This is a genomic window from Cupriavidus sp. 01T418 (assembly GCF_056398885.1).
In genome coordinates, this window is the sequence record NZ_JBFTQG010000064.1 from 1 (window position 1) to 25,247 (window position 25,247).

Annotated in this window: 25 protein-coding genes and 2 pseudogenes; 14 read left to right on the top strand and 13 right to left on the bottom strand. The window is 65.0% G+C overall.

Features of this window, described 5'->3' with window-relative positions:
- Positions 1–218: 218 nt before the first annotated feature.
- Positions 219–497 (bottom strand): response regulator transcription factor, encoded by a 279-nt coding sequence (locus AC1DQ3_RS33445; RefSeq protein WP_477124396.1) that lies wholly within the window; start codon positions 495–497, stop codon positions 219–221.
- 38 nt (positions 498–535) lie between these two features.
- On the opposite strand from AC1DQ3_RS33445, the gene AC1DQ3_RS33450 reads away from it, so the two are divergent.
- A complete protein-coding gene (locus tag AC1DQ3_RS33450) occupies positions 536–970 on the top strand; it encodes a hypothetical protein (RefSeq protein WP_477124397.1) in 435 nt (144 codons plus the stop codon).
- Between the two features lie 349 nt (positions 971–1,319).
- Positions 1,320–2,522, top strand: coding sequence for an MFS transporter (locus AC1DQ3_RS33455; RefSeq protein ID WP_477124398.1), 1,203 nt, complete (start codon positions 1,320–1,322; stop codon positions 2,520–2,522).
- A 199-nt stretch (positions 2,523–2,721) separates the two neighbouring features.
- Here AC1DQ3_RS33455 and AC1DQ3_RS33460 read toward each other — a convergent pair whose 3' ends face one another.
- The 3 genes and pseudogenes from AC1DQ3_RS33460 to AC1DQ3_RS33470 all read right to left on the bottom strand — a co-directional run bounded on the left by AC1DQ3_RS33460 (position 2,722) and on the right by AC1DQ3_RS33470 (position 5,070).
- Positions 2,722–3,732, bottom strand: coding sequence for a TIGR03571 family LLM class oxidoreductase (locus tag AC1DQ3_RS33460; RefSeq protein WP_477124430.1), 1,011 nt, complete (start codon positions 3,730–3,732; stop codon positions 2,722–2,724).
- Positions 3,733–3,744: 12 nt separating this feature from the next.
- A pseudogene (locus tag AC1DQ3_RS33465) lies at positions 3,745–3,914 on the bottom strand (DDE-type integrase/transposase/recombinase); the annotation flags it as partial.
- 52 nt (positions 3,915–3,966) lie between these two features.
- Entirely contained in the window at positions 3,967–5,070 is a 1,104-nt protein-coding gene (locus AC1DQ3_RS33470) for a porin (RefSeq protein ID WP_477124431.1), read from the bottom strand.
- A gap of 525 nt (positions 5,071–5,595) precedes the next feature.
- On the opposite strand from AC1DQ3_RS33470, the pseudogene AC1DQ3_RS33475 reads away from it, so the two are divergent.
- Positions 5,596–6,275, top strand: a pseudogene (locus AC1DQ3_RS33475) (pirin family protein).
- 64 nt (positions 6,276–6,339) lie between these two features.
- On the opposite strand, the gene AC1DQ3_RS33480 reads toward AC1DQ3_RS33475, so the two are convergent.
- From AC1DQ3_RS33480 to AC1DQ3_RS33490, 3 genes are all read right to left on the bottom strand, one after another.
- On the bottom strand, positions 6,340–7,107 hold the full coding sequence (locus AC1DQ3_RS33480) for an alpha/beta fold hydrolase (protein WP_477124399.1): 768 nt from the start codon (positions 7,105–7,107) through the stop codon (positions 6,340–6,342).
- 54 nt (positions 7,108–7,161) lie between these two features.
- Positions 7,162–8,118 carry a VOC family protein gene (locus tag AC1DQ3_RS33485; RefSeq protein WP_477124400.1) on the bottom strand — a complete coding sequence of 319 codons (957 nt, stop codon included), beginning with the start codon at positions 8,116–8,118 and terminating at the stop codon, positions 7,162–7,164.
- Between the two features lie 154 nt (positions 8,119–8,272).
- The gene (locus AC1DQ3_RS33490; protein ID WP_477124401.1) at positions 8,273–9,223 is read right to left on the bottom strand and encodes a LysR family transcriptional regulator; all 951 of its coding nucleotides are present in this window, start codon (positions 9,221–9,223) and stop codon (positions 8,273–8,275) included.
- A gap of 346 nt (positions 9,224–9,569) precedes the next feature.
- Here AC1DQ3_RS33490 and AC1DQ3_RS33495 point away from each other — a divergent pair, with 346 nt between their 5' ends.
- Together AC1DQ3_RS33495 and AC1DQ3_RS33500 are read left to right on the top strand one after the other, a co-directional pair.
- Entirely contained in the window at positions 9,570–10,616 is a 1,047-nt protein-coding gene (locus AC1DQ3_RS33495) for an FAD-dependent oxidoreductase (RefSeq protein ID WP_477124432.1), read from the top strand.
- Positions 10,617–10,690: 74 nt separating this feature from the next.
- Positions 10,691–11,755 carry a maleylacetate reductase gene (locus AC1DQ3_RS33500; RefSeq protein WP_477124402.1) on the top strand — a complete coding sequence of 355 codons (1,065 nt, stop codon included), beginning with the start codon at positions 10,691–10,693 and terminating at the stop codon, positions 11,753–11,755.
- A gap of 105 nt (positions 11,756–11,860) precedes the next feature.
- Here the strand turns inward: AC1DQ3_RS33500 and AC1DQ3_RS33505 are convergent, their stop codons facing one another.
- The 3 genes from AC1DQ3_RS33505 to AC1DQ3_RS33515 all read right to left on the bottom strand — a co-directional run bounded on the left by AC1DQ3_RS33505 (position 11,861) and on the right by AC1DQ3_RS33515 (position 14,474).
- Positions 11,861–12,952 (bottom strand): porin, encoded by a 1,092-nt coding sequence (locus AC1DQ3_RS33505; protein WP_477124403.1) that lies wholly within the window; start codon positions 12,950–12,952, stop codon positions 11,861–11,863.
- 200 nt (positions 12,953–13,152) lie between these two features.
- A complete protein-coding gene (locus AC1DQ3_RS33510; RefSeq protein ID WP_477124404.1) occupies positions 13,153–14,148 on the bottom strand; it encodes a tripartite tricarboxylate transporter substrate binding protein in 996 nt (331 codons plus the stop codon).
- 179 nt (positions 14,149–14,327) lie between these two features.
- Positions 14,328–14,474 carry a hypothetical protein gene (locus tag AC1DQ3_RS33515; RefSeq protein WP_477124405.1) on the bottom strand — a complete coding sequence of 49 codons (147 nt, stop codon included), beginning with the start codon at positions 14,472–14,474 and terminating at the stop codon, positions 14,328–14,330.
- A 26-nt stretch (positions 14,475–14,500) separates the two neighbouring features.
- On the opposite strand from AC1DQ3_RS33515, the gene pdxR reads away from it, so the two are divergent.
- From pdxR to AC1DQ3_RS33530, 3 genes are all read left to right on the top strand, one after another.
- A complete protein-coding gene (pdxR, locus tag AC1DQ3_RS33520; protein ID WP_477124406.1) occupies positions 14,501–15,934 on the top strand; it encodes a MocR-like pyridoxine biosynthesis transcription factor PdxR in 1,434 nt (477 codons plus the stop codon).
- A gap of 98 nt (positions 15,935–16,032) precedes the next feature.
- Positions 16,033–16,512, top strand: a complete 480-nt coding sequence (locus AC1DQ3_RS33525) for a carboxymuconolactone decarboxylase family protein (protein ID WP_477124433.1) — start codon at positions 16,033–16,035, stop codon at positions 16,510–16,512.
- A gap of 16 nt (positions 16,513–16,528) precedes the next feature.
- Positions 16,529–16,996 carry a cupin domain-containing protein gene (locus AC1DQ3_RS33530; RefSeq protein WP_477124407.1) on the top strand — a complete coding sequence of 156 codons (468 nt, stop codon included), beginning with the start codon at positions 16,529–16,531 and terminating at the stop codon, positions 16,994–16,996.
- A gap of 109 nt (positions 16,997–17,105) precedes the next feature.
- Here AC1DQ3_RS33530 and AC1DQ3_RS33535 read toward each other — a convergent pair whose 3' ends face one another.
- From AC1DQ3_RS33535 to AC1DQ3_RS33545, 3 genes are all read right to left on the bottom strand, one after another.
- Entirely contained in the window at positions 17,106–17,543 is a 438-nt protein-coding gene (locus AC1DQ3_RS33535; protein WP_477124408.1) for a carboxymuconolactone decarboxylase family protein, read from the bottom strand.
- Positions 17,544–17,810: 267 nt separating this feature from the next.
- Entirely contained in the window at positions 17,811–18,179 is a 369-nt protein-coding gene (locus tag AC1DQ3_RS33540) for a hypothetical protein (RefSeq protein WP_477124409.1), read from the bottom strand.
- A 161-nt stretch (positions 18,180–18,340) separates the two neighbouring features.
- Positions 18,341–19,084: an SDR family oxidoreductase gene (locus tag AC1DQ3_RS33545; protein ID WP_477124410.1), complete on the bottom strand. Its 744-nt coding sequence runs from the start codon at positions 19,082–19,084 to the stop codon at positions 18,341–18,343.
- Positions 19,085–19,189: 105 nt separating this feature from the next.
- On the opposite strand from AC1DQ3_RS33545, the gene AC1DQ3_RS33550 reads away from it, so the two are divergent.
- The 6 genes from AC1DQ3_RS33550 (at position 19,190) to AC1DQ3_RS33575 (ending at position 25,141) form a co-directional block, all read left to right on the top strand.
- Complete coding sequence (locus AC1DQ3_RS33550; protein WP_477124411.1) at positions 19,190–20,113, top strand: LysR family transcriptional regulator; 924 nt, start codon at positions 19,190–19,192, stop codon at positions 20,111–20,113.
- Between the two features lie 115 nt (positions 20,114–20,228).
- Entirely contained in the window at positions 20,229–20,777 is a 549-nt protein-coding gene (gene abiEi / locus AC1DQ3_RS33555) for a type IV toxin-antitoxin system AbiEi family antitoxin (protein ID WP_477124412.1), read from the top strand.
- A complete protein-coding gene (locus AC1DQ3_RS33560; protein WP_477124413.1) occupies positions 20,755–21,666 on the top strand; it encodes a nucleotidyl transferase AbiEii/AbiGii toxin family protein in 912 nt (303 codons plus the stop codon). The genes abiEi and AC1DQ3_RS33560 overlap by 23 nt, the downstream gene beginning before the upstream one ends.
- A 221-nt stretch (positions 21,667–21,887) precedes the next feature.
- Positions 21,888–22,325, top strand: a complete 438-nt coding sequence (locus tag AC1DQ3_RS33565; RefSeq protein WP_477124414.1) for a MarR family winged helix-turn-helix transcriptional regulator — start codon at positions 21,888–21,890, stop codon at positions 22,323–22,325.
- A 38-nt stretch (positions 22,326–22,363) separates the two neighbouring features.
- A complete protein-coding gene (locus AC1DQ3_RS33570) occupies positions 22,364–23,836 on the top strand; it encodes an efflux transporter outer membrane subunit (protein WP_477124434.1) in 1,473 nt (490 codons plus the stop codon).
- Between the two features lie 33 nt (positions 23,837–23,869).
- Entirely contained in the window at positions 23,870–25,141 is a 1,272-nt protein-coding gene (locus AC1DQ3_RS33575) for an EmrA/EmrK family multidrug efflux transporter periplasmic adaptor subunit (RefSeq protein ID WP_477124415.1), read from the top strand.
- Positions 25,142–25,247 lie beyond the last annotated feature (106 nt).

Genomic DNA, 25,247 nt, shown 5'->3' on the forward strand with positions numbered 1-25,247 from the left:
ACTCAACTCACGCATGCTTACTGTAATTACCTCGGGTCTAGCCATCGTCTGGCGTCTCCATTGCATCAACCGGGCAGGCTGAATACCATGGAAAGGCGCCTCAGGCGGACATTTGAACTTTGCCAGAACCGGACATTACAACTTTGCCGCTACACCAACAGCTCACATAATCTGTCTTATGTAAAATACGATGAGCGAAAATACCAGCATACTTTCTGTCAGCGGTCGGCCTTGCAGATGCCGAGTTTCTGCGCCATCAGCACCAGATCGGCAAACGTCCTCGCCTTCATCGTGCGCATAGCCTGGCCGCGGTGCATCTTGATGATGACCTCACTAATGCCGATCTCGTTGGCAATCTGCTTGTTCAGCAGGCCGGACACTGCCATGCCCATGACTTCGGATTCACGCGGCGATAGCGTGGCGTAGTTGGCGCGAATATTCTCGACCTTGCGCACCGTCTGACGACGCAAGTGGTCCTTCTCCAGCGCGGCGGACACGGCGTCAAGCAGACGCCTGATCGCGAAACGGCTTGGCCATGAAATCCTCGGCGCCCACTTTCATCGCCGCCACGCTCATGGCGATGCTGGCTGCGCTGATCCGCACCGAAGCGACAAGCAGCCTTCGGCCAGCCGGCATTGGCTGCGGCAATGCGTCCACGGCACCGCTTGTGCGGTCTGCCTTTGGTACGCACGACCTGCTTTTAGCCATCCAACTGATACCTTGGTCTAAGGGGGCACCCACCATCCGACAATTGCTGCCACCCACCCCGCCTCCTACGATTCTCCTCAACTCGCGCCCTGAACAGCCAGCCAATGCGCTGACGCTGGCCCGCGCGCTGCGGAACCACGCCACCGATATCGACGCCGCGCTGCTGCGCTGGGAACGCGATCAACTGCCGGCGGACCGGCGCCTGGTGCACTGGGGTATCGCGCTCGGCCGCCGGATCATGGACGTGGCGCCTGCCTTGTGATCGCGATCCACAAGCGGCGGGACACAGACCCATACGGAGGAAGCGTTGAGCGAAAACGAAAGCCTGTTGCTGATGTACGGCTGGATCGTGCTGGCCGTCATGAACCTGCTCCTGATTGCGGTAGCGTTCCTGCAGTTTGCGTACTGAGGTGTCCACTGATTAGCAGCCCAGCCACGGAGTCATTGTCATGAAAGCTCTCTGCATAGCCCCGCATTGTCATGAAAGCTCTCTGCATAGCCCCGCACGGGAGGCGTTGCGCGCCACGCAACGCTGACTTGCGTCCCGTTGTGATTCAAATTGCGCTTTCCGGCGCCTAAGCTCTCAGCATTCCAACCTGACACCCATCGCCATGGAAACCACTACCTCTCCCACCTCCAACGGAGCAGACCATGCAGCCGCGCCGATGTCCGGTGCGCTGGTCGCACTGTTCTCGCTGTGCGCCGGCATACTGGTCGCCAACCTCTATTACGCCCAGCCGATCATCGAGCTGATTGCGCCGGCCGTGGGCCTGTCCTCCCAAAGCGCCAGCGTGATCGTGTCGCTGACCCAGATCGGCTATGCCGTCGGCCTGTTCTTCCTGGTACCGCTGGCCGATCTGCACGAGAACCGGCGGCTGCTGATGATCAGCGGCGCGGCCGCGGCCATCAGCCTCGTGGGCGCCGCCACCTCGTCGCAACCAGGCCTGTTCCTGCTGGTATCGCTCCTGCTGGGCCTGAGTTCGGTCAGCGTGCAAATCCTGATCCCGCTGGCGGCGCACCTGGCGCCCGAAGCGCTGCGTGGCCGCACCGTGGGCACGATCATGGGCGGCCTGCTCTCGGGCATCCTGCTGTCGCGGCCGTTGTCGAGCATGCTTGCGCAATATTTCGGCTGGCGTGCAGTCTTCTATATCGCCGCCGCGATGACGCTGGCCACGGTGGCGATCATCGCGACGACGCTTCCGCGTCGCGTGCCGGAGCATCGCGCCACCTATGCCAGCCTGCTGACCTCGCTGTGGCATCTGTTCACACGCTACGCGGTGCTGCGCCAGCGATCGCTATACCAGGCGATGCTGTTTGCTGCGTTCAGCCTGTTCTGGACTGCCGCACCGCTGGAGCTGGCCCGCCACTATGGCCTGTCGCAATCGCAGATCGGCATCTTTGCCCTGGTTGGCGCACTGGGCGCGGTGGCGGCGCCGATCGCCGGCCGGCTGGCAGACGCGGGCCGCACCCGCATTGCCTCATACGTTGCGATGATCGCGGCAGCCCTTAGCTTTATCCCCGGACTTTTCGGCGGTACGGGCGGTCTGTATTTGCTCGCACTGACCGGCATCGTGCTCGACTTTGCCGTACAAATGAACATGGTGCTGGGTCAACGTGCGATCTATGCGCTTGATGCCACCAGCCGCGCACGCCTGAACGCGCTGTACATGACCGCGATCTTTGTCGGCGGCGCGGTGGGATCCGCACTCGCCAGCGCGCTCTACACGCACGTCGGCTGGGCCGGCATCGTCGCTGTCGGCAGTGGCCTTGCCCTGGTCTCGCTTGTGGCCATGATGCTCGCTTCGCGACGCTGATCCCGTTCCTGTTCAAAGTTGGTCAACAGGAGTCGTCATGACTGCAAGATTGGCAAACGTGCGCCCCTGGATCTTGCGCATGGCCTGGCCCGCTCAGAGGATCCCGGCCGAGTGGCGCGACTTCGTCCGTCCTCTTGAGGAGCGCATTACCACGGCGTTGTTGCTGCGGGAACGGCCGCTGACCGGATCCCTTGTCTCGTTATCGCCCTGGCGAAAGGTCCATATCTGGTCCCGCGCGCCATATTGAGTTATTCGCGTGAAAGGCGGGCAGCACCGTAGCGGCGAGTTCGTCGAGCACCTCCGGCACTGGCCGCTGCGAATCCGTGATATTGAAGGCCACGTGATGGACTCCCGCAGCGCGCATGTCTTCGAGGATGGCAACCAGATGCTGCGCGCCAGTCCTGTATCCAAGGTTCAACGCCATGGGCGGCTCTGATACGCGCTCACTCAGTTCCAGGCGCACGGCCACACCAAACGCGCGGAAGCTGCCCGGCGCCGCACGATCGCAAGCTGCGCGCCACATGCTGTGCCGATCCTGCTGGGTTGCCGGATCCCGGTGATAAGTCATCCAGCCGATTGCATGTCGGGCAATCCAGTCGACGCTCTGCCCGGCCGAGCCAACGGCCAGCAACGGAATCGCGGTCCGCTGGCGCGGCAGCATGTAGAACTCTGTCCCGTCGTCGGGCTCCTGGTCCGCGATGACGCGCGACGGAACGCCTACCGCCGCGCTCACGACTTCCCAGTGGTTGCGGAACAGGTCTCGCCGCGCATTGCCGTCTTGCCCGAACGCGGCGTACTCTGGAGGCCTGTCTCCCGAGCCCATGCCAAGCACGAAGCGTCCTCCGGAGAGCTCATGCGTGGAAATGGCCGCCTTGGCGATATGCAACGGATGGCGCAGGGTAAGGACCACCGCCCCACTCACCAGTGCGGCGCGCCGCGTGCGCACGGCAAGTCCGCCTAACAACACCCACGGGTCGAGATGGCCAACAGGATCGGGATAGCCCGCACTATTGAGCGGTACGTCACGTACCCACAGGGCGCGGAAGCCGGCCACGTCTGCGCGCTGGGCCAGATCGAGCTGCGCGCCATAGTCCACCACCGCCTGACCTGCACCGAGCAGCGGCAAGACCAGGCCGATGGATAGTTCATGCTCGCGAAAGAGCCCGAGGGCCGCGCTGGCCTGTGGTAGCGGAGTGCTGAAGTTCGACATGGTCCATTCGACATCGATGGTCACCGATCCGGGTTCACCGTTCCGGTCGACGGCCTTCTCGATAAAACGCTGTGCCGCGGCCGTATTCCCGCTGGGCGCGCAGCAGGAAAATCGATGGTATTGCCGGCCCTGTCCACCCCACCATGCAGGTACTTCCATTGGCCACGCACCAGGATGCAGGTCTAGTCCACGCACCAGCTCTTGAAGCGAAGCAGGGCTTGCGCTCGCGCCAGTCTAGAATCTGTGACGAAGACCAACGACCGCGCCGAACTGATTCTCCGAGCCGCTTACCGTGCCGAAGGCGGTGCTTTGTATCGCGCCGGTACCGCCTGCAGTCAGGCCCAGGTTCGAACCATCTTTGTTCTTGGCGTAACCAAGGTTCAGGTAGGCATCGGTGCGCTTGGACAGGCTGTAGTCAACCGATGCCACGAAGCTCCACGGATCAGCCTTGGTGCCGCGGAAGTCTTGGTAGTAGGCGGCGCCGGTCAGCGATAGCGCAGGTAGTATCTGATAGGCCAGGCCCAGCCAGTACAGGTTCGAGACATTGTTAGGCCCGAGGTTGCCCGGCAGCGTGGCGCCGTCGAGCGCCATGGCCCAACGATAACCAGCGTACATTTTGGCCGGACCGAAGCCGTACGAACCAGCCAGGCTGGCGCGGCGGATCTTGGCACCCGTCAGGGCACCGGTCGCGGCCAGGCCAAGGTTGGTTTCATCGTAGATCGCGCCGACGGCGAACGGACCGACGGCGTAGGTCAGGCCAGCGCTGTACTCCTGGCCAATCTTGGGGCTGCCCGGGACTTCACCAAAGGAGCCGCCGCCGGTGTTCGAGCCGAAGCTATACAGGGCTCTGGCGGTCAGGCCACCGAAGGTGCCGGCGTACTTGACCGAGTTGTCAGCACGGCTGGTGAACCCTGCGTCCTGGCCGATGATCGAGTAGTTCGTGGAGATGCCCATCGGGTCAAACTGCAGACCGAAGTCATAGAACGGGGTCTGTTGACGGCCCAGGGTCAGGGTGCCCCACTGGTTTTGCAGACCGACGTAAGCGTTGCGACCGAACAGGCGGCCGCCTTGTGCCGAGGTGCCCGTGTCGAGGTTGAAACCGCTTTCCAGCACGAAGACGCCCCGCAGGCCACCGCCCAGATCTTCCACGCCACGCAGGCCCCAACGGCTGCCAGACAGGTTGCCCGAGGTCAGGCGGGTCACGCTGTGGCTGCCGCCGGGCTGGTTATTTTGATACTCGATACCAACGTCGAGGATCCCGTACAGAGTCACGCTCGACTGGGCATACGCGCCACCAGCGGCAAATGCGGCGACGGCGGCAATCCATTTCATCTTCATAACACGTTCCTTGTCAGCTGATGATTGGAAACTCTGGGCGATCCCGACGGCTTGCCGACGCAATCCGTTCACGTCGATTTTGTAGTATGTACCAGCGCTCGGCTAACGATACTTACAAATAGTGGGTTAGCGAACCATCGAATTGCGCTTTGTTGTGATGCGACAACAGGGCTGCGTTCGGCCAGCAGAACTTCGAACACCTGCAGGTGATGGGGGCCCAGTTCGTCTTCATTCCTCTGCGGAATAGTGTCCATGACGTCGGCTCAATAGTCGAAAGCCAGCATTCCAATTAGTCTACTTTCAACGCTCGGCCTTGGACACATTAGGTCGGAGAGTGGATCCAGCAGGCCGATGGCGGCTACCGGCTCGACTTCGACTTCGTGCTGAACCGGGCCAGGGCCGCCTGGTCCCGCGCGGCCACCGGCAAGTCGTCTGTTGCCGGCCGCAAGACACGCGCCTGTGGCCCCAACTCAAAATCCCGCTGTGAGAGCGCGGCCATCCAACCCATCCACATCGAGCACCCTCATGAGCATTGAAATTCGTCACGGGCAAGGGCGCGGACAAGCCGACCACGGCTGGCTGCGCGCCCGCCACTCCTTCTCCTTCGGTTCCTACCACGATCCGCGCCATATGCAATTTGGCCCCATCGTGGTCCTCAACGAGGACCGCATCAGCCCCGGCAAGGGTTTTGGCGAGCACGCCCATCGCGATATGGAGATCATTTCCTATGTGATCGACGGCGAGCTGGAGCACCGCGACAGCATGGGCAACGGCTCGGTGCTGCGCTACGGCGATGTGCAGCGGATGAGCGCAGGGCGCGGCATTGCGCACAGCGAGTTCAATGCGTCGAACGGATAGAACCGTAGACGAGAGGCTTGCCGCCCAGCTACCAGGAGCGACACTTCGACGTGGCATCGAAGCGCGGGGTGCTGCGCCTGATTGCTTCGCCGAACGGCCGCGACGGCTCGGTGGTGATCCACCAGGACGCCTGTCTGCATGCCGCCATCCTGGATGGCGCGGATACGCTGGCCTACCACTGCGCGGCGGACCGGCAGACCTACCTGCAGGTCGCAAGGGGTCACTTGCGCGTGGACGGACACCCGCTCGACCAGGGCGATGCGCTCAAGGTCAGGGGCCCTTGCGATCTGACACTAAGCGAAGGACGGGATGCCGAAGTGCTGCTGTTCGACGTCCCGCGGGACTGATGCCTTGCGCCGCGGTTCCCTCCTGTTGTTGCGATGGAGGCGGGAGCCGCGGCCCTGCGCCCTGCTAGACCGGGTTCGCGCTACCCAGCAGGAAGGCTTCCAGCGCCGCGCTGGTGGCGGCCGGCGTTTCCTGCACCGGATAATGCCCGGCCCCTGCCAGCACCTGCAGCGTCGCCTTGCGATACCACTTGCACGTGGTCGCGCGCGCGGCCTCTTCCGTATTGACGCTGTCATGCTGGCCGACGAGCACCAGGATCGGCTTGTCGGAACCCTCCACCTGCTGGCTGATGTCGGTACGGCTCGCATCGAGCGCATAGCTGGCGAAGGACCTGCCATCGATGTTGCCCCAACTGCCGTCCACCACCGCGCGTGCGAAGGCGGCCGGGTAGCGGCGCGCCGTGCCGGCCGTCACCAGCGCTTCGCGCTGTTGCCGCGACACTGCCGCTTCCTGCAGCATTTRCACGCGCTGCGGATCGCCGCTGCTGCCGCGCGCGCTGAGGCCGGCGATGGAGACGATCGCCTCCACGCGCTGCGGCAGCGCCAACGCCAGCATCTGCGCGGCCAGCGCGCCGAGCGAATGCCCGGCCACCGCGAAGCGGCTCCAGCCCAGGTAGTCGGCCACGCGCGTGGCGTCGATCACCACTTCGCGCAGCGTCATCAGGCCGCGCTCATTGCGGGCCTGACCATAGCCTCGGTACTCGATCGCAACGTACTGGAACGCTTCAAGGTCAGCCCAGCGCAGCTGATCGTCAAATGCATCGCGCGTACCGAGCAGGCCGGGAAACAGCATTACCTTGCGTGGGCCCGTGCCCAACAGTTTGAAGGACATCATGCCGCCACCTCCACGTCCACGTCCACGGACAGCCACATCGGGGAAGAGCGGAAATCACACATGGATCGGATCCTCCTTCTGCATCTGCTTGCGCAGGTCGTCATGCGACACATTGAACTGCGGGGAGATCTTCAGTTCGGTGCCGAGCATGGCCTCCTCCTCGTCCATCTTGAAGCCCAGCGACTTGGTGGCCTCGAACATCACGCCGCCGGGCGTGCGCACGTAGACCGATTCGAAGTAGCCACGGTTCTTGCGGTCGGAGAAGTCGGTAAAGCCCATGCCTTCGGTATCGAACTTCACGCGGGCCTGCGTATCGTAGTCCGCCACGTCGAAGGCGCCGTGGTGCACGATGCCCTCGGCCAGCGTCCAGGTGCCCTGGCGCAGGTCCGGCTCGTACAACACGTCGATGCGGCGCCCTGCTCCGCCCTCGCCCGCTTCGTAGCGGGTGAACTTGCCGTCGGCCACGGTCTTGCGGAAGTACCAGGCGTTCTGCATGAAGGTGTCCATGTCCTCCAGTTCGCGCACGGTCACCGTCCAGTTATGGAAGCCGCGCACCGCGTACTGCTCCGGCACGTATTCGGAGCGCCAGGGCTTGCGCGTGTCGCTGCGATCTTCCACCACTTCGAAGTCGATGCCGGCATGGACAACGCGCAGGTACTTCTCGCCGAACCGTTCCGACTCCTGCGCGATGGCGACACCGTTGCGGCCGAAGTGCTCGCGCCAGAAATCCAGCGAGCCCGCCGGCACCGAGTAGGCGATGGCGGTGAACTGACCGGAGCCCTTGCGTCCGGTCAGCTCGGTGCGGCGCATCGGGAAGGTGGTCATCACCGTCCCGGGCGTGCCGTCCGCGTCGCTGAAGTACAGATGGTAGATCGGAATGCGGCCATCGTAGAACAGGGTACGCTTGATAAAGCGCTGCCCCAACACCTTGACGAAGAAATCCACATCGCCCTGGGCCGTGCTGGTGCACAGCGTAATGTGATGCAGACCGCGAATGAGGTTGCCTTCCATAGCGTCTCCTTAACTGGCTTAGGCTGTCCGCCCGGCCGCGCCGGATAAGGGGGGCGCTTGCGGGCTTGGCTGGAGTATGGAAGCGGGGCCCGCGCGGGACCATAGCCGGAAAGGAATACATCGAATGCCGATTCGGCATCCGGCCGCGCGCGCGTCAGGCGGCGCAGGCCTCGTCGCCGCCCTCGCCTGCGTCGGCCAGCAGGCTGTGGATCAGGTCGCGGAACCACTTGTTGGCCGGATCCTTGTGGAAGCGCTCATGCCAGAACTGGCGCACGACAAAGCCCGGGATCTTTACCGGCAGCTCCAGCACCTGCGCGCCGACCAGACGGGCCACCTCGACGCCGGCGCGGCGGGAGACGGTAAACAGCGCATCGGAGCTGGGCAGCGTGGTCAGCACCGTGAGGAAATTCGGCAGCGTGACGACAAAGCGTTCGGCGGAAATGCTGTCCAGCAGGAAACGTTCGAGTGCCTCGTAGCCGATCGGCAGCGGCGCCACCAGCGCATGCGAGGCGTTCAGATAGGCCTGCTCGCTCAGCCCGCCTTGCGCCACCGGATGGCCGGCGCGCGCCAGGCAGACGTAATCGGAAGCGTACAGCCGGCGCTGGTAGAACGGCGAGCGCGTGATGGCGAAGCTGCCCATGGCCAGGTCCGCCTCGCCCTCTTCCAGCATCTCCTCCACGCCATGGCGCGGTGCGGCAATGGCGCGCACCCGGATGCCAGGGGCATGTTCGGCGAGGTGGCCCAGCAGCCTGGGCAGCAGGAAGGCGGCACCGAAATCGGTGGCGACAAAGCTGAAGCTGCGGCGCGAGACGGCCGGATCGAACTGGTCGGGGCTTTCGACGGCCTCCTGCATCAACTGGATCACGCTGGCGATGCGCGGCGCCAGTTCGCGCGCGCGCGGCGTGGGCGACATGCCGGCCGTGGTGCGCACGAACAGCGGATCGCCAAAGTACTGGCGCAGTTTGCTGAGCGACTGGCTCATCAGCGGCTGGCTCAGGCCCAGGCTGTCGCCGGCCTGGGTCAGGCTGCGCTTGCGCAGCACCGCGTCGAAGACGATCAGCAGCCGCAGGTCGAGCGAGGCGGCGAAACCGGCATTCTTTGCCATGACTGGGTTCCTTGTGGACTGTGACGCACCGTCAGGCTCGGCGAGGCGAGGTGCGCAGTGGCAGGAACCGTTGTACCCGATCGGCGCGTGCCATGCGAGCCGCGCATTCAACTTCCGAATGGCACCGATGCGATTCCGCGTATCGACACCCGTATGACCGGCCGGTACCTTGCACGCAGGATTCTAGTATCCCGAATCACAAATTCGTCGAATAAGTGTGCCGACAAGACGCGCGATCCGTCGTCACAAATGCTCGCAAGGCTCCAGCCTTGCTGCGCTTCGTTCCTAGGCTCGCACGCCTTCTCGGCACACTTATTTTCTCAACGAATTTCCGCCCACGCTGGAGATCTTCCGCGAACTCGGCATCGAAGCGGCGCTGACCAAAATGGGCATCCGCATTCCCGTCTGGCAGATGCGAGACCGCAGCGAAGGCGTCTATGCCGAGTTCGATCTGGGCACCCTGTCGTCCCTGACCGACTTCCCCTTCCGCTTCCACCTGCCGCAGCACTACCTTTCCAGCCTGCTGCTCGATGTGCTGCGCACACTGCCGAATGTCGAGCTGCGCTTTGGTGAAAAGCTCGAATCGGTATCCACCAGCGGCGCCAGCGCCACGCTAAAGCTGCGCTCCGCACAAGGCCCGAGCGAGGTACGGGTGCCCTGGGTGGTGGGCGCGGACGGCGCCCGCAGCATGGTGCGCAAGAGCGCCGGCTTTGGCTTCGAAGGCTTTACCTGGCGCGAGAAATTCCTGGTCACCAATGTCGCCATGCCGATGGAAACGCTGGGCTACACCGGCACCGCCTACGTCTCCGACCCCGATCACTGGGCCGTGGTGCTGAAGCTGTACGACGATAGCCGCCCCGACCTCTGGCGCGTTGCCATGCCCGCCGATACCGATGTCGACGACGCGGTGCTGCTGGCGCCGGCCAACGTGCAGGCCCGCCTGCGCGAGACCCTGGGCGTGGACATGCATTTCCCGCTGGCTTACTCCGGCACCTACCGGGTGCACCAGCGCGTGGCGGACACCTTCGTCAGGGGTCGCATCCTGCTGGCCGGCGACGCGGCCCATATCAACAACCCGATCGGCGGCTTCGGCCTGAACGGCGGCGTGCACGATGCCTTCAACCTTGGCACCAAGCTGGCCGAGGTCTGGCACGGCCGCGCCGGCGCCGAGCTGCTCGACCTGTATTCGCGCCAGCGCCGCACCGTGGCCGTGGAAGTGGTGCAGAAGAACAGCATCCGCAACAAGAAGACCATGGAAGAACGCGACCCGCAGGTGCGCCGCCAGAACCGGCAGGACCTGCATGCGATCTCGCTCGATCCGGACAAGTCGCGCGAGTTCCTGCTCGACAGCTCGATGATCGCTTCGATCCGCCGCGCCGATGCCATTGCCTGACGCGCGGTGACCTACCGGCAGGCGCCGCGGCAAGTCGCGGCATCGGCCAGGAATCACTACTTGGGAGACCCCACATGATGCAAGACAGCTTTATCTACTCGCCCCTGCCCGCGCGCGTGGTGTTCGGCACGGGCGCGCTCGCCTCGCTGGCGCGCGAGGTCGAGCAACTCGGCGCCACGCGCGCCCTGGTGCTTTGCACCCCCGAGCAGACCGCGCTGGCGCAGCGCGTCGCCGGGCTGCTCGGCGAGCGCTATGTGGGGATGTTCCCCGGAGCCGTCATGCATGTGCCGATCGAGGTCGCACGCGAGGCGCGCGCGCTGGCCGCCCGCCTTGGCGCCGATTGCGCGGTGGCGGTTGGCGGTGGCTCCACCATCGGCCTGGGCAAAGCCATCGCGCTGGAGTCGCCGATACCCATCGTCGCGGTGCCGACCACCTATGCCGGCTCGGAAATGACGCCGATCTACGGCATCACCGAGCGTGGCGAGAAGAAGACCGGCCGCTCGGTGCAGGTACTGCCGCGCAGCGTGATCTATGACCCCGAACTCACCCTGAGCCTGCCGGCGGCGCTGAGCGCCACCAGCGGCCTGAACGCCATCGCCCATTGCGTGGAAGCGATGTACGCCGCCGACGCCAATCCCGTCACCACGCTGATGGCCGAGGATGGCATCCGCGCCCTGGCCAGCGGGCTGCCAGAGGTGGTGGCGCGTCCGCACGATTTGGCGGCGCGCAGTGCCTGCCTGTATGGCGCGTGGCTGGCCGGCTCGGTGCTTGGCAGTTGCGCGGTGGCGCTGCATCACAAGCTATGCCATACGCTGGGCGGCATGCTCAACCTGCCGCACGCGGAAACCCACGCCATCGTCCTGCCGCATGCCGTGCAATACAACGCGGCCGCCGCGCCGCGGGTCATGGCGCGCATCGCCACGGCGCTCGGCAGCGACAATGCCGCGCGCGGGCTGCACCGGCTGGCGAGCCGCTTGCAGGTGCCGCTGGCGCTGGAGCAACTGGGCGTGCGGCATGCCGACCTGGCACGCGTGGCCGACCAGGCAATGCGCTCGCCCTATCCCAATCCGGCGCCGTTGACCCGCGATGGCATCCTGCATTTGCTGGAGAACGCGTTCGTGGGTGTCGAGCCGCACTGAACAAGGCACAACGCACAGCCAGCGCAACGCCGCGCCGGCGGGATCCCGATCTCGCCGGCGCAGTCATGTCTCAAGGCATCGGAAGATGTATCAGAAGACGTGCTATCAGAAGACGTGCTTGATCCCCACCATGGCACCCAGCTGGCTGGCGCCGGGCGCCGGGTTGGCACCCGGCTGGCCGTTGCTGACCGACAAGGCGAGCTGGCCGCCATTGTTGATAAAGCCGGCGGTGGCATACACCGAACTGCGCTTGGAGAACGCATAGGTCGCCCGCGCCGCGTACAGCCAGGCCTTGTTGCTGCTGTCGTGATAGCGCAGGTTGAAGACTTCGGCATCCACGCTGAAGGCCGGCGTTACTGCATAGGACACGCCGCCATACCAGAGGTCGCTGCGCGGCGTGGAGCTGGCCCGGTTATCGCGCCGTACCAGACCGAGGCCCAGCTTGGCGGCGCCCAGCAAGGCATAGCCGTTGAGCGAGAGCCTGTCGTCGCGCAAGCCGCTGTTGGTCAGCCCGGCGAAGGCACCCGGACCGCCGCGCAACGAGTCGTAGGCCGCGTTGACTACCCAGCTCTTGGCATCGTACTGGAGCAGCGCCGACCATTCGCGGCAGGCGCGCGCATCGGCCGGGTTCTCGCCGGCGCAGTTGGTGCCCGCCGGGCTCGGGCCGGCATTGACGCTGTCGCGCCCGAAGCTGTAAGTGGCCCCTACCGTGAAGCCGCCAAAGGTGCCTTTGTACGCAATGGCGTTATCGGCGCGGGCATTCGCCATATAACTATCCAGCGAGGCCGAGCCGAAAGTGTTCGGGCCGAGCATGTCAGCTTCGAGGTTGGCCCAGAACGTCATGGTGTACTGCCGGCCCAGCGCGATCTGGCCCCACTTGCCGGCGAGACCCACGTACGCCTGGCGGCCAAACAGGCGGCCGCCCTGGTTGGATACGCCAGTGTCGGGGCCGAAGCCCGACTCCAGCGCGAACACCGCCTTGATGCCCTGGCCGAGGTCCTCGCTGCCGCGCAAGCCCCAGCGCGATGGCACGGTGCCGGTCAGTCCCGGCATGCGCGTCACGCTGTCGCTTGCCGTGCCGATATGGTTGACGTACTCGACGCCGGTGTCGACCACCCCGTAGAGGGTGACCGACTGCGCGGCGGCAAGCCCTGGCAGCGCCATCAGGGCGGCTGCCGTCAGCCGGATGGTATTCATCTGTCTCCTCCAGTCATTGCTGTTGTTGTGATGGAACGTGAAAGCGAAAAGCAGCGCGCAACCGGCCATGCGCGGTCATAGGGACGGCAGCGGCAATCTGCAGGGAATGGCGGGAAGGCGCCGGGCGAGTGCGAACCGGGGCCGCGGCACCGGGCCGGCAAGACAAGCCGGGCCGTCAAGGCCGGCCCGGCCCGGGAGCCTCACTCCACGGAGGCCCCGGTCGCCCGCGCGATGTCCGACCACCTGGCCGCATCGCTGGCGATGAAGCGCTTGAACGCCTCCGGGCTGCTCGGCGCCAGGTCGACATTGAGCGCGGCGAAGCGCGCCTTGACCTCGCCGATGCGCAAGGCCTTGAGTACGGCCTCGTTCAGCCGGGCGATGACCTGGGGCGGGGTATTTGCCGGCGCCAGCAGGCCAAGCCACGAGGTGCTGGCGTAGCCCGGCAGGCCCGCCTGGGCGATGGTCTGCATCTGCGGGCGGGACGGCGAAGGCCTGGCGCTGGTCAGTCCCAGCGCGGTCAGCTTGCCCGCCTTGATAAAGGGGGCCGCGGCGGCCAGATCGGCGAACATGACCTGCGCATGGCCGGCCACCACGTCGTTCAGTCCCTGCATGGTGCCCTTGTAAGGCACGTGCTTCATATGGATGTGCGCCATCTGGTTGAAGTGCTCCGCCCCGAGGTGGTTGGACGTGCCGGCGCCGGACGAGGCATAGTTCACCTGGTCGGGATGCCGGCGCGCATAGTCGATCAGCTCGCCGACATTCCTTACCGGGAAGACGGGCGATGCCACCAGCACCTGCGGCACCTCCGCCACCAGCGAGACCGGCGCGAAATCGCGCACCGGGTCGTACCGGACCCGGCCCCTGGGATACACGGCGGGCGCAATGGTGAGGGACGCCGCCGCCATCAGCAGCGTGTAGCCATCGGCGTCGGCGCGCGCCACATATTCGGAAGCGAGCATGGTGCCCGCGCCCGGCCGGTTCTCGACCACCACCGACTGGCCAAGCGACTCCTTGAGTTTTTCAGCGAGGACGCGGCTCATCACATCGGCGATCCCGCCGCTGGTGAACGGCACCACCAGCCGGATCGGATGGGTCGGGAACGGCGCGGCATCGGTGCCGGCAGCGAGCGAGGTGCCCCACGCGATGGACGCGCAGGCGGACACCAGCAGGACTTTCAGGCGGGCGGGACGTTTCATTGCACTTTGTCTCCATCATCGTTATCGGCTGCGGCGTTGGACTGCTTGCCGTGCCTGTGTGTGGATGCATTAGACAATGTGTGGATGGCGGGCGACAGGCGCGTTGGCTAATGGCTGGCATAAGCGTCTTGCATGCGCCGGGGCGAGCGCGCTTCAGTTACATGCACGCGGCCGTTTTGCTAGAAGCCGCCGAGGCCATCCGGGATGGCGATCACGCCGGCGTTGCGCAGCAGCGCCTGCATGGCCGGTTCGGCCACGGGCGCCGAGCGCCAACGCAGATCAGCGCCGCTGGAAGCCGGCAGGACTGGCACGTAGAATCCAATCATTCCCCACCGTTTCAGGTGACCAGCGAATGGATGTCCATTTGAGTATTCACGGCCGGCAGGACCTGGCCGGCCAGCTTTACCGCCAGCTGCGTGCCGGCATTGTCAACGGACGGCTGGCGCCGGGCGAGCGACTGCCGTCCACCCGTGATCTCGCCACGCAGCTTGGCGTCTCGCGCAAGACCACGCTCGACGTGTTCGAGCGGTTGATTGCCGAAGGCTACCTGCGCTCGCGTGCCGGCGATGGCACCTTCGTGGCGCAAGAGATGACGCGTCTGCCGTCCGCGCCAGCGCCGGTGTCCCCGAGTCCCGGCTCCGGCTCGATCTGGGAAACATTGCCCGACGCCTTGCCGATGACGGCACCCGGCGCCGCACCCGCGTTCGACTTCGTGGGCGGCGTCACCGACAAGACCTTGTTTCCCTTCGACAAATGGCGCAGCTGCGTCGGCCATGCGCTGCGCCTGCAAGCCCGCGGGCGGGGCACCTACCGAGACCCCGCCGGGGAGCAGGAGCTGCGCCTGGCGGTCTCGCGCTACCTGGCTTTCAGCCGCGCCGTGGTCAGCAACTGGCAGGATGTCATCGTCACGCAGGGCGCGCAGCAAGCGATCGACCTGGTGGCGCGGGTGGTGATTCGCCCGGGCGATGTGGTGGCGGTGGAAGATCCCGGCTATCCGCCTGCGCGTATTGCCTTCTCCGCCTTGGGCGCCCGGATTGCCGATGTCCCGGTGGATGCGGAAGGGCTGGTGGTGGACGCCCTGCCGGACAACGCGCGCATTGTCTACGTCACGCCCTCGCACCAGTTTCCGCTGGGCATGGCCATGAGCCTGGAGCGCCGCATCGCGCTGCTCGAATGGGCGCAGCGGCGCGGCGCGCTGGTGCTGGAAGACGACTACGACGGCGAATTCCGCTTCATGGGCAGGCCCATGGAATCCCTCAAGAGCCTCGACAGCACGGGCGCGGTGGCGTACCTGGGCACCTTTTCCAAGACGATCTTCCCCGAACTGCGCATTGGTTACGTGATTCCGCCAGCACCGCTTTCCAAGGCGATGCGCGGCGCCAAGCAGGTGGGCGACTGGCATAGCTGCACCATGACGCAGACGGCCCTGGCCAAGTTCATGCTCGACGGCTACTTCGCCAAGCACCTGCGTCGCATGCATAAGGAGTACGCCGCGCGACGGGCCGCCTTGCTGCAGCATCTGGACGGCCCACTGGCACAGTGGTTCGCGCCGAACGCGCCGGCCGCCGGTATCCACCTCGTTGCCCGCCTGAAGACGGAGCTGGAGGAACGGGACCTGATCGCTCGCGCCGCCGCCGCGTCGATCGGCCTCTACGGCATCGCCGGCATGTATCGCGGGCGGCAGCCGGTACCCGGGATTCTGTTTGGCTACGGTGGCATTGGCGTGGCCGACATCCATGCCGGCATGGAGAAGCTGGCCGGGGTGATGGCGGCGGGCAGGCCGTAGCCACCCTTGCGGAACCGACCCGGTGCCAGGTCACTGGATACCTGAAATTACCAATAAATGGCTCTTTTGCATAACCAGTTGTCATCCTAATCTTGTTCCTGTCGCGCCGCCGTCCCGGCGGCGCAAACCAGGAGCAAACCAWGGAACAACGTCTCGATTTCTACAATGCCAGCCCCGCCTCCATCAAGGCCCTGATCGGCCTGGAAGAACGGATCGCCAAGAGCGGGCTGGAAAAACCGCTGATGGAACTGGTGCGTTTGCGGGCTTCGCAGATCAACGGCTGCGCTTACTGCGTCGACCTGCACACCACCGACGCGCGCAAGGGCGGTGAAGACGATCGCCGCCTGGCCACCCTCTCGGTGTGGCGCGAAACCCCGTTTTTCAGCGAGCGCGAGAAGGCTGCGCTGGCGTGGACCGAAGCCGTCACGCTGGTTTCCGAGACCCATGTCCCGGACGAAGCCTGGGAGGCCGTGCGCCCGCACTTCTCCGACGCCGAACTGGTCGACCTGACACTGCTCATCTCCACCATCAACAGCTGGAACCGTTTCGCCATCGCTTTCCGCAAGCTGCCGGCCTGAACGCAGGGGAATTCCGATGACGAACAGACATCCAGGCCGGCGGATGGTGTGCCGCCTGCTCATTGTCACCGCTGTGCCGGCCATGCTGGCGCTGCTCGGCACCAGCATGGCATTCGCGTATGCACCCGATGGCCAGCCCGACAAAGGCGCGGCGGGGGAAACCGTGCTGCCGCTGATGAAGCAGCCGATCCCGGAAACGCAAGGCAAGAACGTGCTCCTGGCTACCGTGACCTTCAGCCCGGGGCAGGAAGCCGCGCCGCACGTGCATCCGGGTTCGATCTTCGCGTATGTGCTTGAAGGGACGGTGGTGTCGCAGCTTGGCGCCGAACCCCCGAAGACCTACACGCAAGGCCAGAGCTGGTACGAGCCGCCTGGCGCGCATCATCTCGTCACACGCAATCCCAGTGACACCCAGCCGGCGAAGCTGCTGGTATTCGGCCTGGCTGCCGAAGGCGAGCCGATCAAGAAACTCCTGCCCCGCTAAGAGCAGGACCCGCCCCGCGCGGGAGGCCGGCCACGCAGTTGTGCCGCCCCGTCCCGCGCATCCCCCTTCCCTGTTTCCCCTACTCTACTTTCCTATCCCCTCGCCTCGGCTACGCTGGCGAGCGTCGGAATGCAATGCCAAAGCGGTTCAGGCTGTTGATGGCATTCACCAGCAAGGTCAGGTCAACCAGTTCCCGTTCGGAAAAATGTGGGCGCACCGCTTCCCAGACGTCATCCGGGACATGCGTGCTGGCCACGCACGTCACCGCCTCGGACCACGCCAGTGCCGCGCGCTCGCGATCCGTGTAGAGCGACGTCTCGCGCCACATTGGCAGCAAGTCGATCCGCCTTGCCATTTCTCCGTCCCGGCGAGCCCGCGTGGAATGCAGGTCAATGCAATAGGGGCAGCCGTTGATCTGCGAGACACGCAGGCGGACCAAATCCGCGAGCGAATGCTCGAGGCGATAGCGTTCGCTGCGGCGATCAAGGCGAATCAAGAGTTCGGTGCTGGGCCGGTTGGCCCGGTGGCTGTCGAGGCGCAAAGTCATTCCAGTTTCCCTGCCGTCCCGGCAACAAGCCGGATCCGTGCCACAGCCTAGGCGTGGGCGGCCATGCCGGCAATAGCCAGTTGGCGCGCATTTGAGGTAGCCAGCCCCCTACTGCTCTTTCCCCTCTCGCGGCAGGGCCGCCGGGGAGAAACCGAAGCCCGGCAAGCGGCCCAGGTGCGCAACCCGGCCAACGGCCACGGTGACGGCGTAGATCCAGGTCCCGCCGCAGCCTGGGCGCATGCAGGTGGGCCGCAGCGGGCGCCGGCTTCATCGCACCGCCTGCCGCGCTGCGCTCAGCGCCTCGTCGAACGAGCGATCGTCGTACAAGCCGAGCACCACGCCACGCCCGTCGATCAGGTGGATCTCGCCGTTGCGGAGGTACCCGCCCAGTCCGTCCGGAATCACGACCATTGCCGCGCCGCCGTGCAGGAGAACGACCGGGGTACCGCGCCCTTTCGCCAGCAGGTAGTGATAACGCACCCCGTTGACGTCGATCTTGCCATCCTCGATACGGGACGTGGCTTCAGCCAGCGCCGGGCCGGAGACTGGCGCGCGTGGCGCGGCGTTCGCGGTATGGGGGACGGCGGAAAAAGTGAGAACTGCGGCGAAGATCGCCGAAAGGAAGGTGAGGCGCATCGGCCAGGCTCCAGTGGACAGGGTTGACGCATACCGCGGCATTCGTCAGAAACTGTCTGGGAAGACTTGGAGGGACGCGTCGCCGGGGAATCGCAAGAATTGGTAGTTGGTATCGCCATGCTTGCGCTGCATCGCAAGCATGGCGGCAGGTGAAGCGACGCTCAGGCGTTGAAGCCGCCGTCGATCGTCAGGCTGGCGCCGGTCACGAAGGCCGCTTCCGGGCTGGCCAGATAGGCGACCATTCCCGCGATCTCGTCCGGCTGGCCGTGACGCGGCAAGGCCATCAGCGCATGGAGCGCGCCGCCGAATTCGCCCGATTCCGGATTCATGTCGGTGTTCGTCGGGCCGGGTTGCACGTTGTTGACCGTGATGCCCTTTGGTCCGAGATCGCGGGCCATGCCCTTCACGAGACCTTGCAAGGCAGACTTGCTCATCGCATAGGCTGCGCCACCGGGGAACGGCATGCGCTCGGCGTTGCAACTGCCAATGTTGACGATGCGCCCACCCTGGCCCATATGCGCCAGGGCCGCCTTCGAAGCGACGAACACGGCACGCACATTCACCTCCAGGGTGCGGTCGAAGTCTTCGAGGGAGAACGCGTCAACCGGACCCATCAGCAGCACGCCGGCGTTGTTGACCAGAATGTCGATCTTGCCGAACTGGCGCGCGGCATCGTCGATCGCCCGGGTGACCGCAGCGGCGTCGCCCGCGTCAGCCTGGATGGCGAGCGCGCGGCCACCGGCGGCATCGATGCCGGCGGCCAGGGCGTTGGCCTGAGCGGTCGAGCCCTTGTACGTAAAGGCCACGGCGGCGCCGTCACGCGCGAGGCGGCGGACGATGGCTGCGCCAATACCGCGGGCGCCGCCGGTCACAAAAGCGACTTTGCCGGAAAAGGTGGTTGTCATTGCGATGCTCCTTGAGGTTGGTGCATCAAAGTATCTACATCCGATTGCCACTCCGGTAGGCCATAATCGAGATCATCAATTTCAACCATTTGTATAGGGTCTGCGATGGAAGGACTGGGCCTTCTCGAATCCTTCATTCTGAGTGCACAAACCGGCAATTTCTCGGGCGCCGCTCGCCGCATGGGGCTGACGCCGGCGGCGGTCAGCAAGAACGTCGCGCGCCTGGAAGCGCACCTTGGCCTGCGGCTCTTTCACCGCAGCACGCGCAGCCTGACCTTGACCGCCGACGGCGAGCGGTTCCTGCATGCGGTGACCGCACCGTTTGCCGACCTGCAGGACGCTTTTTCGCACGCGGCACAGCACGACGGCAAACCGTCGGGAACCCTGAAGGTCAGCGTCGGCGTGGCATTCGGACGCGAGTACCTGGTGCCCATGCTCGGTGAATTCCTGCGCCGCTATCCCGAGGTCGTGCCGGACTGGCAGTTCGACAACCGCCCCGTCGACCTGATCGGTGGCGGCTTCGATGCGGCAATCGGTGGTGGGATTGCCCTCAACCAGGGGGTCATCGCGCGTGAACTGGCGCCGGCCCATGTCGTGGCCACGGCTTCGCCGGCCTACATGGCGGACCGGCCCATGCCGATGCATCCATCCGAGCTCGCGGAATTCGATGGCATTGGCCGGCGCTCCGGCGGGACCGGGCGCCTGTACGCCTGGACGCTGCGCAACCGGTTTGGCGAACAGGCGCAAGCCGAGTGCCATACCCGCCTGATCTTCGATGACCCGGAAGCGATGGCGCATGCCGCGATGCTTGGCCACGGCGTGGCCATGCTGCCGATGCCCCATGCTGCCCGCTTGCTGCTCAGCGGCGACCTGATCCGGCTGCTGCCGGGCTGGTACGCGGATCTTGGACCGATCTGCCTCTACTACCCGAACAAGAAACTACTGCCGCCCAAGACGCGCGTGTTTATTGATTTCGTCGTCGATGCGTTTCTCGAACAGCGGCTCGCCGTGCGCTTCGATGGTCGCTGAAGTTTTCTTGCACGATAAGCGCCCTTTTTTGTTCACTTTCTGCTAATCAATCCATTGATGCGCACCTCTACTCGACATATACTGCCCCTAAATGTACCCTTTCTGTAGAGTCAGAATGCTTGTTCGAGATTTGATCGCCACCATGGATCGCTGGGACAAAGCGGGCATCTGGGCGTTTTCGTCGAGCACCCTAAGCCTGCTGTTTCCGGAAGACAGTCGCACTATGCTGAAAGCCTTAGCCAGGCATCAGCATGCCGGGCTCATCGAGCGTGTTGCGCGCGGCCTCTATGTGAACCCGCGAGCGCGCTCCCTCCCCCAGGACTTGCTTAGCGCCCTTGTGCCTTTCCTGCGGCCGTGGGACTTCAGCTATCTCAGCCTGGAATCTGCATTGTCCGAGGCAGGCTGGATCTCCCAGATCCCCTCGCGGCTCACCCTCATGACCACAGGCCGCAGCCAGACCTTCAAGACGCCCTATGGGACGTTGGAGTTCGTACACACAACCCAGAGTCCAAACCAGCTGCGGGACGAGCTGGCGCTCGACAGCCGGCGCGAACTTCCCGTGGCCACGCCGTCTCGCGCGCTAAGAGACCTCAAGCGAGTCGGGCGCAATCTGGACCTGGTCATGAACATGGAACACCTCAATGCAACTTCGCACTCGAACTGACCTTCTGGACCTCGCGGGCAAGTACGCAAACGAACGCAAGGTGCCCGCCAGCACCATCGTGAAGGAGATCCTGCACTACGAAATCCTCTACGCGCTCACACAGAGTGGAGCGGCCGCGCAGCTCACGTTCCAGGGCGGCACCGCGTTGCGCCTCTGCTACCAGGGGACGCGTTACTCCGAGGATCTCGACTTTGCCGCTGGCGACGCCTTCAAGCCCGAAGCCATGGTGCCGTTCGCGGATCTGCTGCAACGGGAAATCGGCGACGCCTACGGCCTGCAGGTCGACATCAAGGCTCCCAAGGCCAAAGTGCCGGCTGAGGGTGTTCATGTCGCCCGCTGGAGTGCCAAGGTCCAGGTGCTCCAGGCGGACTCGAGCGTTCCGCAGAACCAGGTCATCAACATCGAGGTGGCCAGCGTTCCGGCACACGATGTTGACCTGGTGTCCGTCGCGGCCAACTACCCTCATCTGCCTGCGCCTCACCGCCAGTTGATCATTGCGGCCGAGACCCCAAAGGAGATCCTCGCGGACAAGCTGGTAGCCCTTGGCGCGCGCCCGTTCCTCAAGGCACGCGACATCTGGGACATCAAATTCCTGACGGATCGGCAAATCGCCCTGGATATGGAGTTGATCGGGCAGAAGCTGGTCGACTACGGCTGGTCCGAGGACGACTTTAAGGAGAAGCTGCAGGGAAAGTTGAGCGAGCTGACCGACCCGGCTACGGCAAAGGCATTCCATAAGGAAATGAGTCGATTCGTCGATGCCGGCGTCGCCGCTCAACTCGAAAATCCATCGCTCGCCGGGGGCTTCCTCAAACGGGCCAGAGAACAGGGCCTAGCGGTGCTAAATGCGGGTCTCGACCTAAATCGCGGCTTCCGCCCACGGCCTTAAACGCCTTAAACGGGCTACTCAAGCCATTCTCGATGCCCGTCGATTGCGCGGGTGTCCCATGCCAGGGCAGCAATGGCGGACGACGGCGCACTATGCCGTTCTCAAAAATCAGTGACTTGGTCGGATGCACCAGCCGTGCCGCACCGAGCGCGCCAGATTCTCCTTGTATTTATCTGACTAATCAGCTACTGTTACATCAACAACACACATGAGGCCCCACCGTGGATCACTACACGAAGGAAAACTACCAGCTCATGCAGAGCGTCGGGTTTTTTCTCAACCGCGCCCGCGACGGCCTCCTGTGCGAAATGGATGCGGCACTGAAGGACCTGGAAATCACTGCCCAGCATATGGGGGTTCTGCTTCTCCTCACACGTGGCGTGGCCCACACGCCGTTCGAGATGAGCAAGCTGCTCTGCATCGATAGCGGTCTGATGACCCGCATGCTGGACAAACTGGAAAGCAAAGAGCTGCTGGCGCGCAGCCGCAGCGTCGACGATCGTCGGATGGTCAACCTGACGCTGACGGAGAAGGGCATGGCGGTGGCAGAGCGCATTCCTGAAGTGGCGCCGAAGGTGCTCAATGCCCGGTTGAAGGCGTTCAGCCCAGAGGAATTCACTGAATTTCGCCGGCTTCTTGCCAAATTTGCGAATATTTGATCGCTTTTTTTTTGCCAATTTACCTGACAGATCAGATGATGCACAATCAAATTAGTTTCTCGGCGCGCCGCTTCGCGGGCCCTGCGCTCTCGGTCTTGATGGCGGCAGTCCTGGCCGGCTGTGCCAACTACGCCGGCATCCACAGCGACAAGCACATCGCCGAAGCCACTTCCTACGCCACCACGCAGAGCATCCCCGCCGAGCAAGGCCGCTGGCCTTCAGCGGACTGGACCGACCAGTTTGGCGACGCCCAGCTCAAGGCCCTGATCGGCGAAGCGCTGCAAGGCAGCCCCTCGCTGGAAAAAGCCAGGGCGCGCGTGGCCTCCGCCACGGCGCTCAGCGAAGGCGCCAATGCCAATACGCTGCCGCAGGTGGGCGCGGGCTATTCCTGGACGCGTCAACGTTTCACGGAAAGCACGGTCGTGCCGCCCCCGTTCGCCGGGTCCTGGCAATCGGAAAACAAGGCGGTCATCAACGCCTCGTATGAACTCGATCTGTGGGGCAAGAACCGCGAGGCCCTGAAGTCCGCGGTATCCGCGCTGCGCGCCAGCGAGGCCGAGGCGGAACAGGTGAAGCTGACGCTAAGCAGCGCGATTGCCCGGGCCTACAACGAGCTGGCCCGCCTCTACGCGCTGCACGACATTGCACGGGACGAAGTGAAGCAGCGCCGTGAAGTACTGCGCGTGACCAACGGGCGCGTGACCATGGGGCTGGACACCGAGGTCGAGAAGCGCACTGCGGAAGCCAACCTGGCCGCCAGCGAAGTCGCGCTCTCCGCGCTCGACGGCAATATCCAGCGCACGCGCTACCAACTGGGCGCGCTGCTTGGCCAGGGTCCGGACCGGGGCCTGGCGATCAGCCGCCCTACCCTGGCCACCGGCGACGAAGTGCGCCTGCCCGACAACCTGCCGGCCGACCTGGTTTCGCGCCGCCCCGACATCGTCGCCGCGCGCTGGCGCGTCGATGCCACCCTGCACGACATCAAGGTGGCCAAGGCGGAGTTCTATCCGGACATCAACCTCTCCCTCGCCATGGGCCTCGACGCCTTTGGCTGGGGCCGCTTCCTGCACGCCGCCAGCCGCACGACCTCGGCCGGCTCTGCGATCCACCTGCCGATCTTCGATGGCGGCGCGCTGCGCGCCCAGCTCAAGGGCCGCTACGCCGAATTCGACTTTGCCGTCGCCAACTACAACGAGACCCTGGTGAACGCCCTGACCGACGTTGCGACCCAGCTCTCCGACATCCGCGCCATCGACACGCAGACCGACAGCGCGATCCGTACCGACACCGCCGCGCAGCGCGCGCTGACCCTGGCCCTGGCGCAGTACAAGGCGGGCCTGACCACCCAGCTCACCGTGCTGAACGCGCAGACCAATGCGCTCGCCAGCAGCCAGGTGGTGGCCAACCTGCGCATGAATCGCCACGACCGGCAGATTGCCCTCGCCGCGGCACTGGGCGGCGGCTACACCGATACCTCCGACTCGAACACACAGGCAGCTCGGCCCCGCTAACTCCGCTTTCAACGAACACGAACAGGTGACGCCATGAACGAAACGACCCAGACCAACCAGGTAACCGAAGCAACCGTCGAAGCCCAACCCGCCAAGTCCCCCAAGCCGAACACGCGCAAGCGCCTGCTTGCCTTGCTCGGCCTGACCACCGCGCTCGCCGCGGCCGGCTACGGCGCCTACTACTACACCGTGGCGCGCTTTCACCAGGAAACCGATGACGCCTACGTCAACGGCAACCTGGTCCAGCTCACGCCGCAAGTCACCGGCACGGTGGTCGCGGTCAATGCCGACGACACGCAGATCGTGAAGGCCGGCGAGCCGGTGGTGTCCCTCGACGCCGCCGACGCCAGGGTTGCGCTCGCCAGCGCCGAAGCCGCGCTCGGCCAGACCGTGCGCCAGGTCAGCGCGCTTTACGTCAACAACAACGTGCTCGACGCCACGGTACAGCAACGGCAGGCCGACCTGGCCCGCGCCCGGGACGACCTGCGCCGGCGCAGCGAAGTGACCGAAACCGGCGCGGTCGCGGCGGAAGACGTGGCCCACGCCCGCGACGCGGTCAAGGTTGCCGAAGCCGCGCTCGAAACCGCGCGTCAGCAACTGGCCTCGAACCATACGTTGACCGACCAGGCTTCCGTTGCCGACCACCCCAGCGTGCTCGCCTCCGCGGCCAAGGTGCGCGATGCGTATCTTGCCAATGCCCGCAACACGCTCCCGGCCCCGGTCACGGGCTATGTGGCGCGGCGTTCGGTGCAGGTAGGCCAGCGCGTGGCCCCGGGCGCGCCGCTGATGGCGATCGTGCCGCTCGACGGCGTGTGGGTGGACGCCAATTTCAAGGAAGTCCAGCTCAAGCATATCCGCGTCGGCCAGCCGGTCGAACTGCATGCCGACCTGTACGGCGGCGGCGTGACCTACCACGGCAAGGTGGTCGGCTTCTCGGCCGGCACTGGCAGTGCGTTCTCGGCCCTGCCCGCGCAAAACGCCACCGGCAACTGGATCAAGGTCGTGCAGCGCCTGCCCGTGCGTATCCTGCTCGATCCGGCGGAACTGCGCGCGCACCCGCTGCAGATCGGCCTGTCGATGCAGGTCGACGTGGAAACGCACACGGCCACCGGTTCGCAGCTCGCCACCGGCGGTGAAACCCCGTATCGCACCACCTATCGCACCGATGTGTTCCAGCGCTATGGCGAAGAGGCCGACCGCGAGATCACGCGGATCATCTCGCAGAACAGCAACGGCAAGCCCGCGACGGACGTGGCGAAGCACACGCCGCGCACTGCAGCCGTCACGCCAGCAGCCGGGGCCTGAGCGCCGCAAGGACGCGCACCAGCCCACTCTCGCCCATTTATCTGACATATCAGATTGAACCGGGCCGCCGTTCCAGCCGTGCGGCGGCCCCCCAAGCGAATCTCTT

Excerpts from the sequence above, each read along its gene's own strand:
- AC1DQ3_RS33530 (WP_477124407.1), top strand. The coding sequence starts at position 16,529 with ATGACGAACAGACATCCAGGCCGGCGGATGGTGTGCCGCCTGCTCATT.
- AC1DQ3_RS33535 (WP_477124408.1), bottom strand. The coding sequence starts at position 17,543 with ATGACTTTGCGCCTCGACAGCCACCGGGCCAACCGGCCCAGCACCGAA.
- AC1DQ3_RS33570 (WP_477124434.1), top strand. The coding sequence starts at position 22,364 with ATGCACAATCAAATTAGTTTCTCGGCGCGCCGCTTCGCGGGCCCTGCG.
- AC1DQ3_RS33515 (WP_477124405.1), bottom strand. The coding sequence starts at position 14,474 with ATGATTGGATTCTACGTGCCAGTCCTGCCGGCTTCCAGCGGCGCTGAT.
- pdxR (WP_477124406.1), top strand. The coding sequence starts at position 14,501 with ATGGATGTCCATTTGAGTATTCACGGCCGGCAGGACCTGGCCGGCCAG.
- AC1DQ3_RS33550 (WP_477124411.1), top strand. The coding sequence starts at position 19,190 with ATGGAAGGACTGGGCCTTCTCGAATCCTTCATTCTGAGTGCACAAACC.
- AC1DQ3_RS33540 (WP_477124409.1), bottom strand. The coding sequence starts at position 18,179 with ATGCGCCTCACCTTCCTTTCGGCGATCTTCGCCGCAGTTCTCACTTTT.
- abiEi (WP_477124412.1), top strand. The coding sequence starts at position 20,229 with ATGCTTGTTCGAGATTTGATCGCCACCATGGATCGCTGGGACAAAGCG.
- AC1DQ3_RS33560 (WP_477124413.1), top strand. The coding sequence starts at position 20,755 with ATGCAACTTCGCACTCGAACTGACCTTCTGGACCTCGCGGGCAAGTAC.
- AC1DQ3_RS33490 (WP_477124401.1), bottom strand. The coding sequence starts at position 9,223 with ATGGCAAAGAATGCCGGTTTCGCCGCCTCGCTCGACCTGCGGCTGCTG.
- AC1DQ3_RS33500 (WP_477124402.1), top strand. The coding sequence starts at position 10,691 with ATGATGCAAGACAGCTTTATCTACTCGCCCCTGCCCGCGCGCGTGGTG.
- AC1DQ3_RS33485 (WP_477124400.1), bottom strand. The coding sequence starts at position 8,118 with ATGGAAGGCAACCTCATTCGCGGTCTGCATCACATTACGCTGTGCACC.
- AC1DQ3_RS33575 (WP_477124415.1), top strand. The coding sequence starts at position 23,870 with ATGAACGAAACGACCCAGACCAACCAGGTAACCGAAGCAACCGTCGAA.
- AC1DQ3_RS33470 (WP_477124431.1), bottom strand. The coding sequence starts at position 5,070 with ATGAAGATGAAATGGATTGCCGCCGTCGCCGCATTTGCCGCTGGTGGC.
- AC1DQ3_RS33460 (WP_477124430.1), bottom strand. The coding sequence starts at position 3,732 with ATGTCGAACTTCAGCACTCCGCTACCACAGGCCAGCGCGGCCCTCGGG.
- AC1DQ3_RS33450 (WP_477124397.1), top strand. The coding sequence starts at position 536 with ATGAAATCCTCGGCGCCCACTTTCATCGCCGCCACGCTCATGGCGATG.
- AC1DQ3_RS33455 (WP_477124398.1), top strand. The coding sequence starts at position 1,320 with ATGGAAACCACTACCTCTCCCACCTCCAACGGAGCAGACCATGCAGCC.
- AC1DQ3_RS33510 (WP_477124404.1), bottom strand. The coding sequence starts at position 14,148 with ATGAAACGTCCCGCCCGCCTGAAAGTCCTGCTGGTGTCCGCCTGCGCG.
- AC1DQ3_RS33505 (WP_477124403.1), bottom strand. The coding sequence starts at position 12,952 with ATGAATACCATCCGGCTGACGGCAGCCGCCCTGATGGCGCTGCCAGGG.
- AC1DQ3_RS33545 (WP_477124410.1), bottom strand. The coding sequence starts at position 19,084 with ATGACAACCACCTTTTCCGGCAAAGTCGCTTTTGTGACCGGCGGCGCC.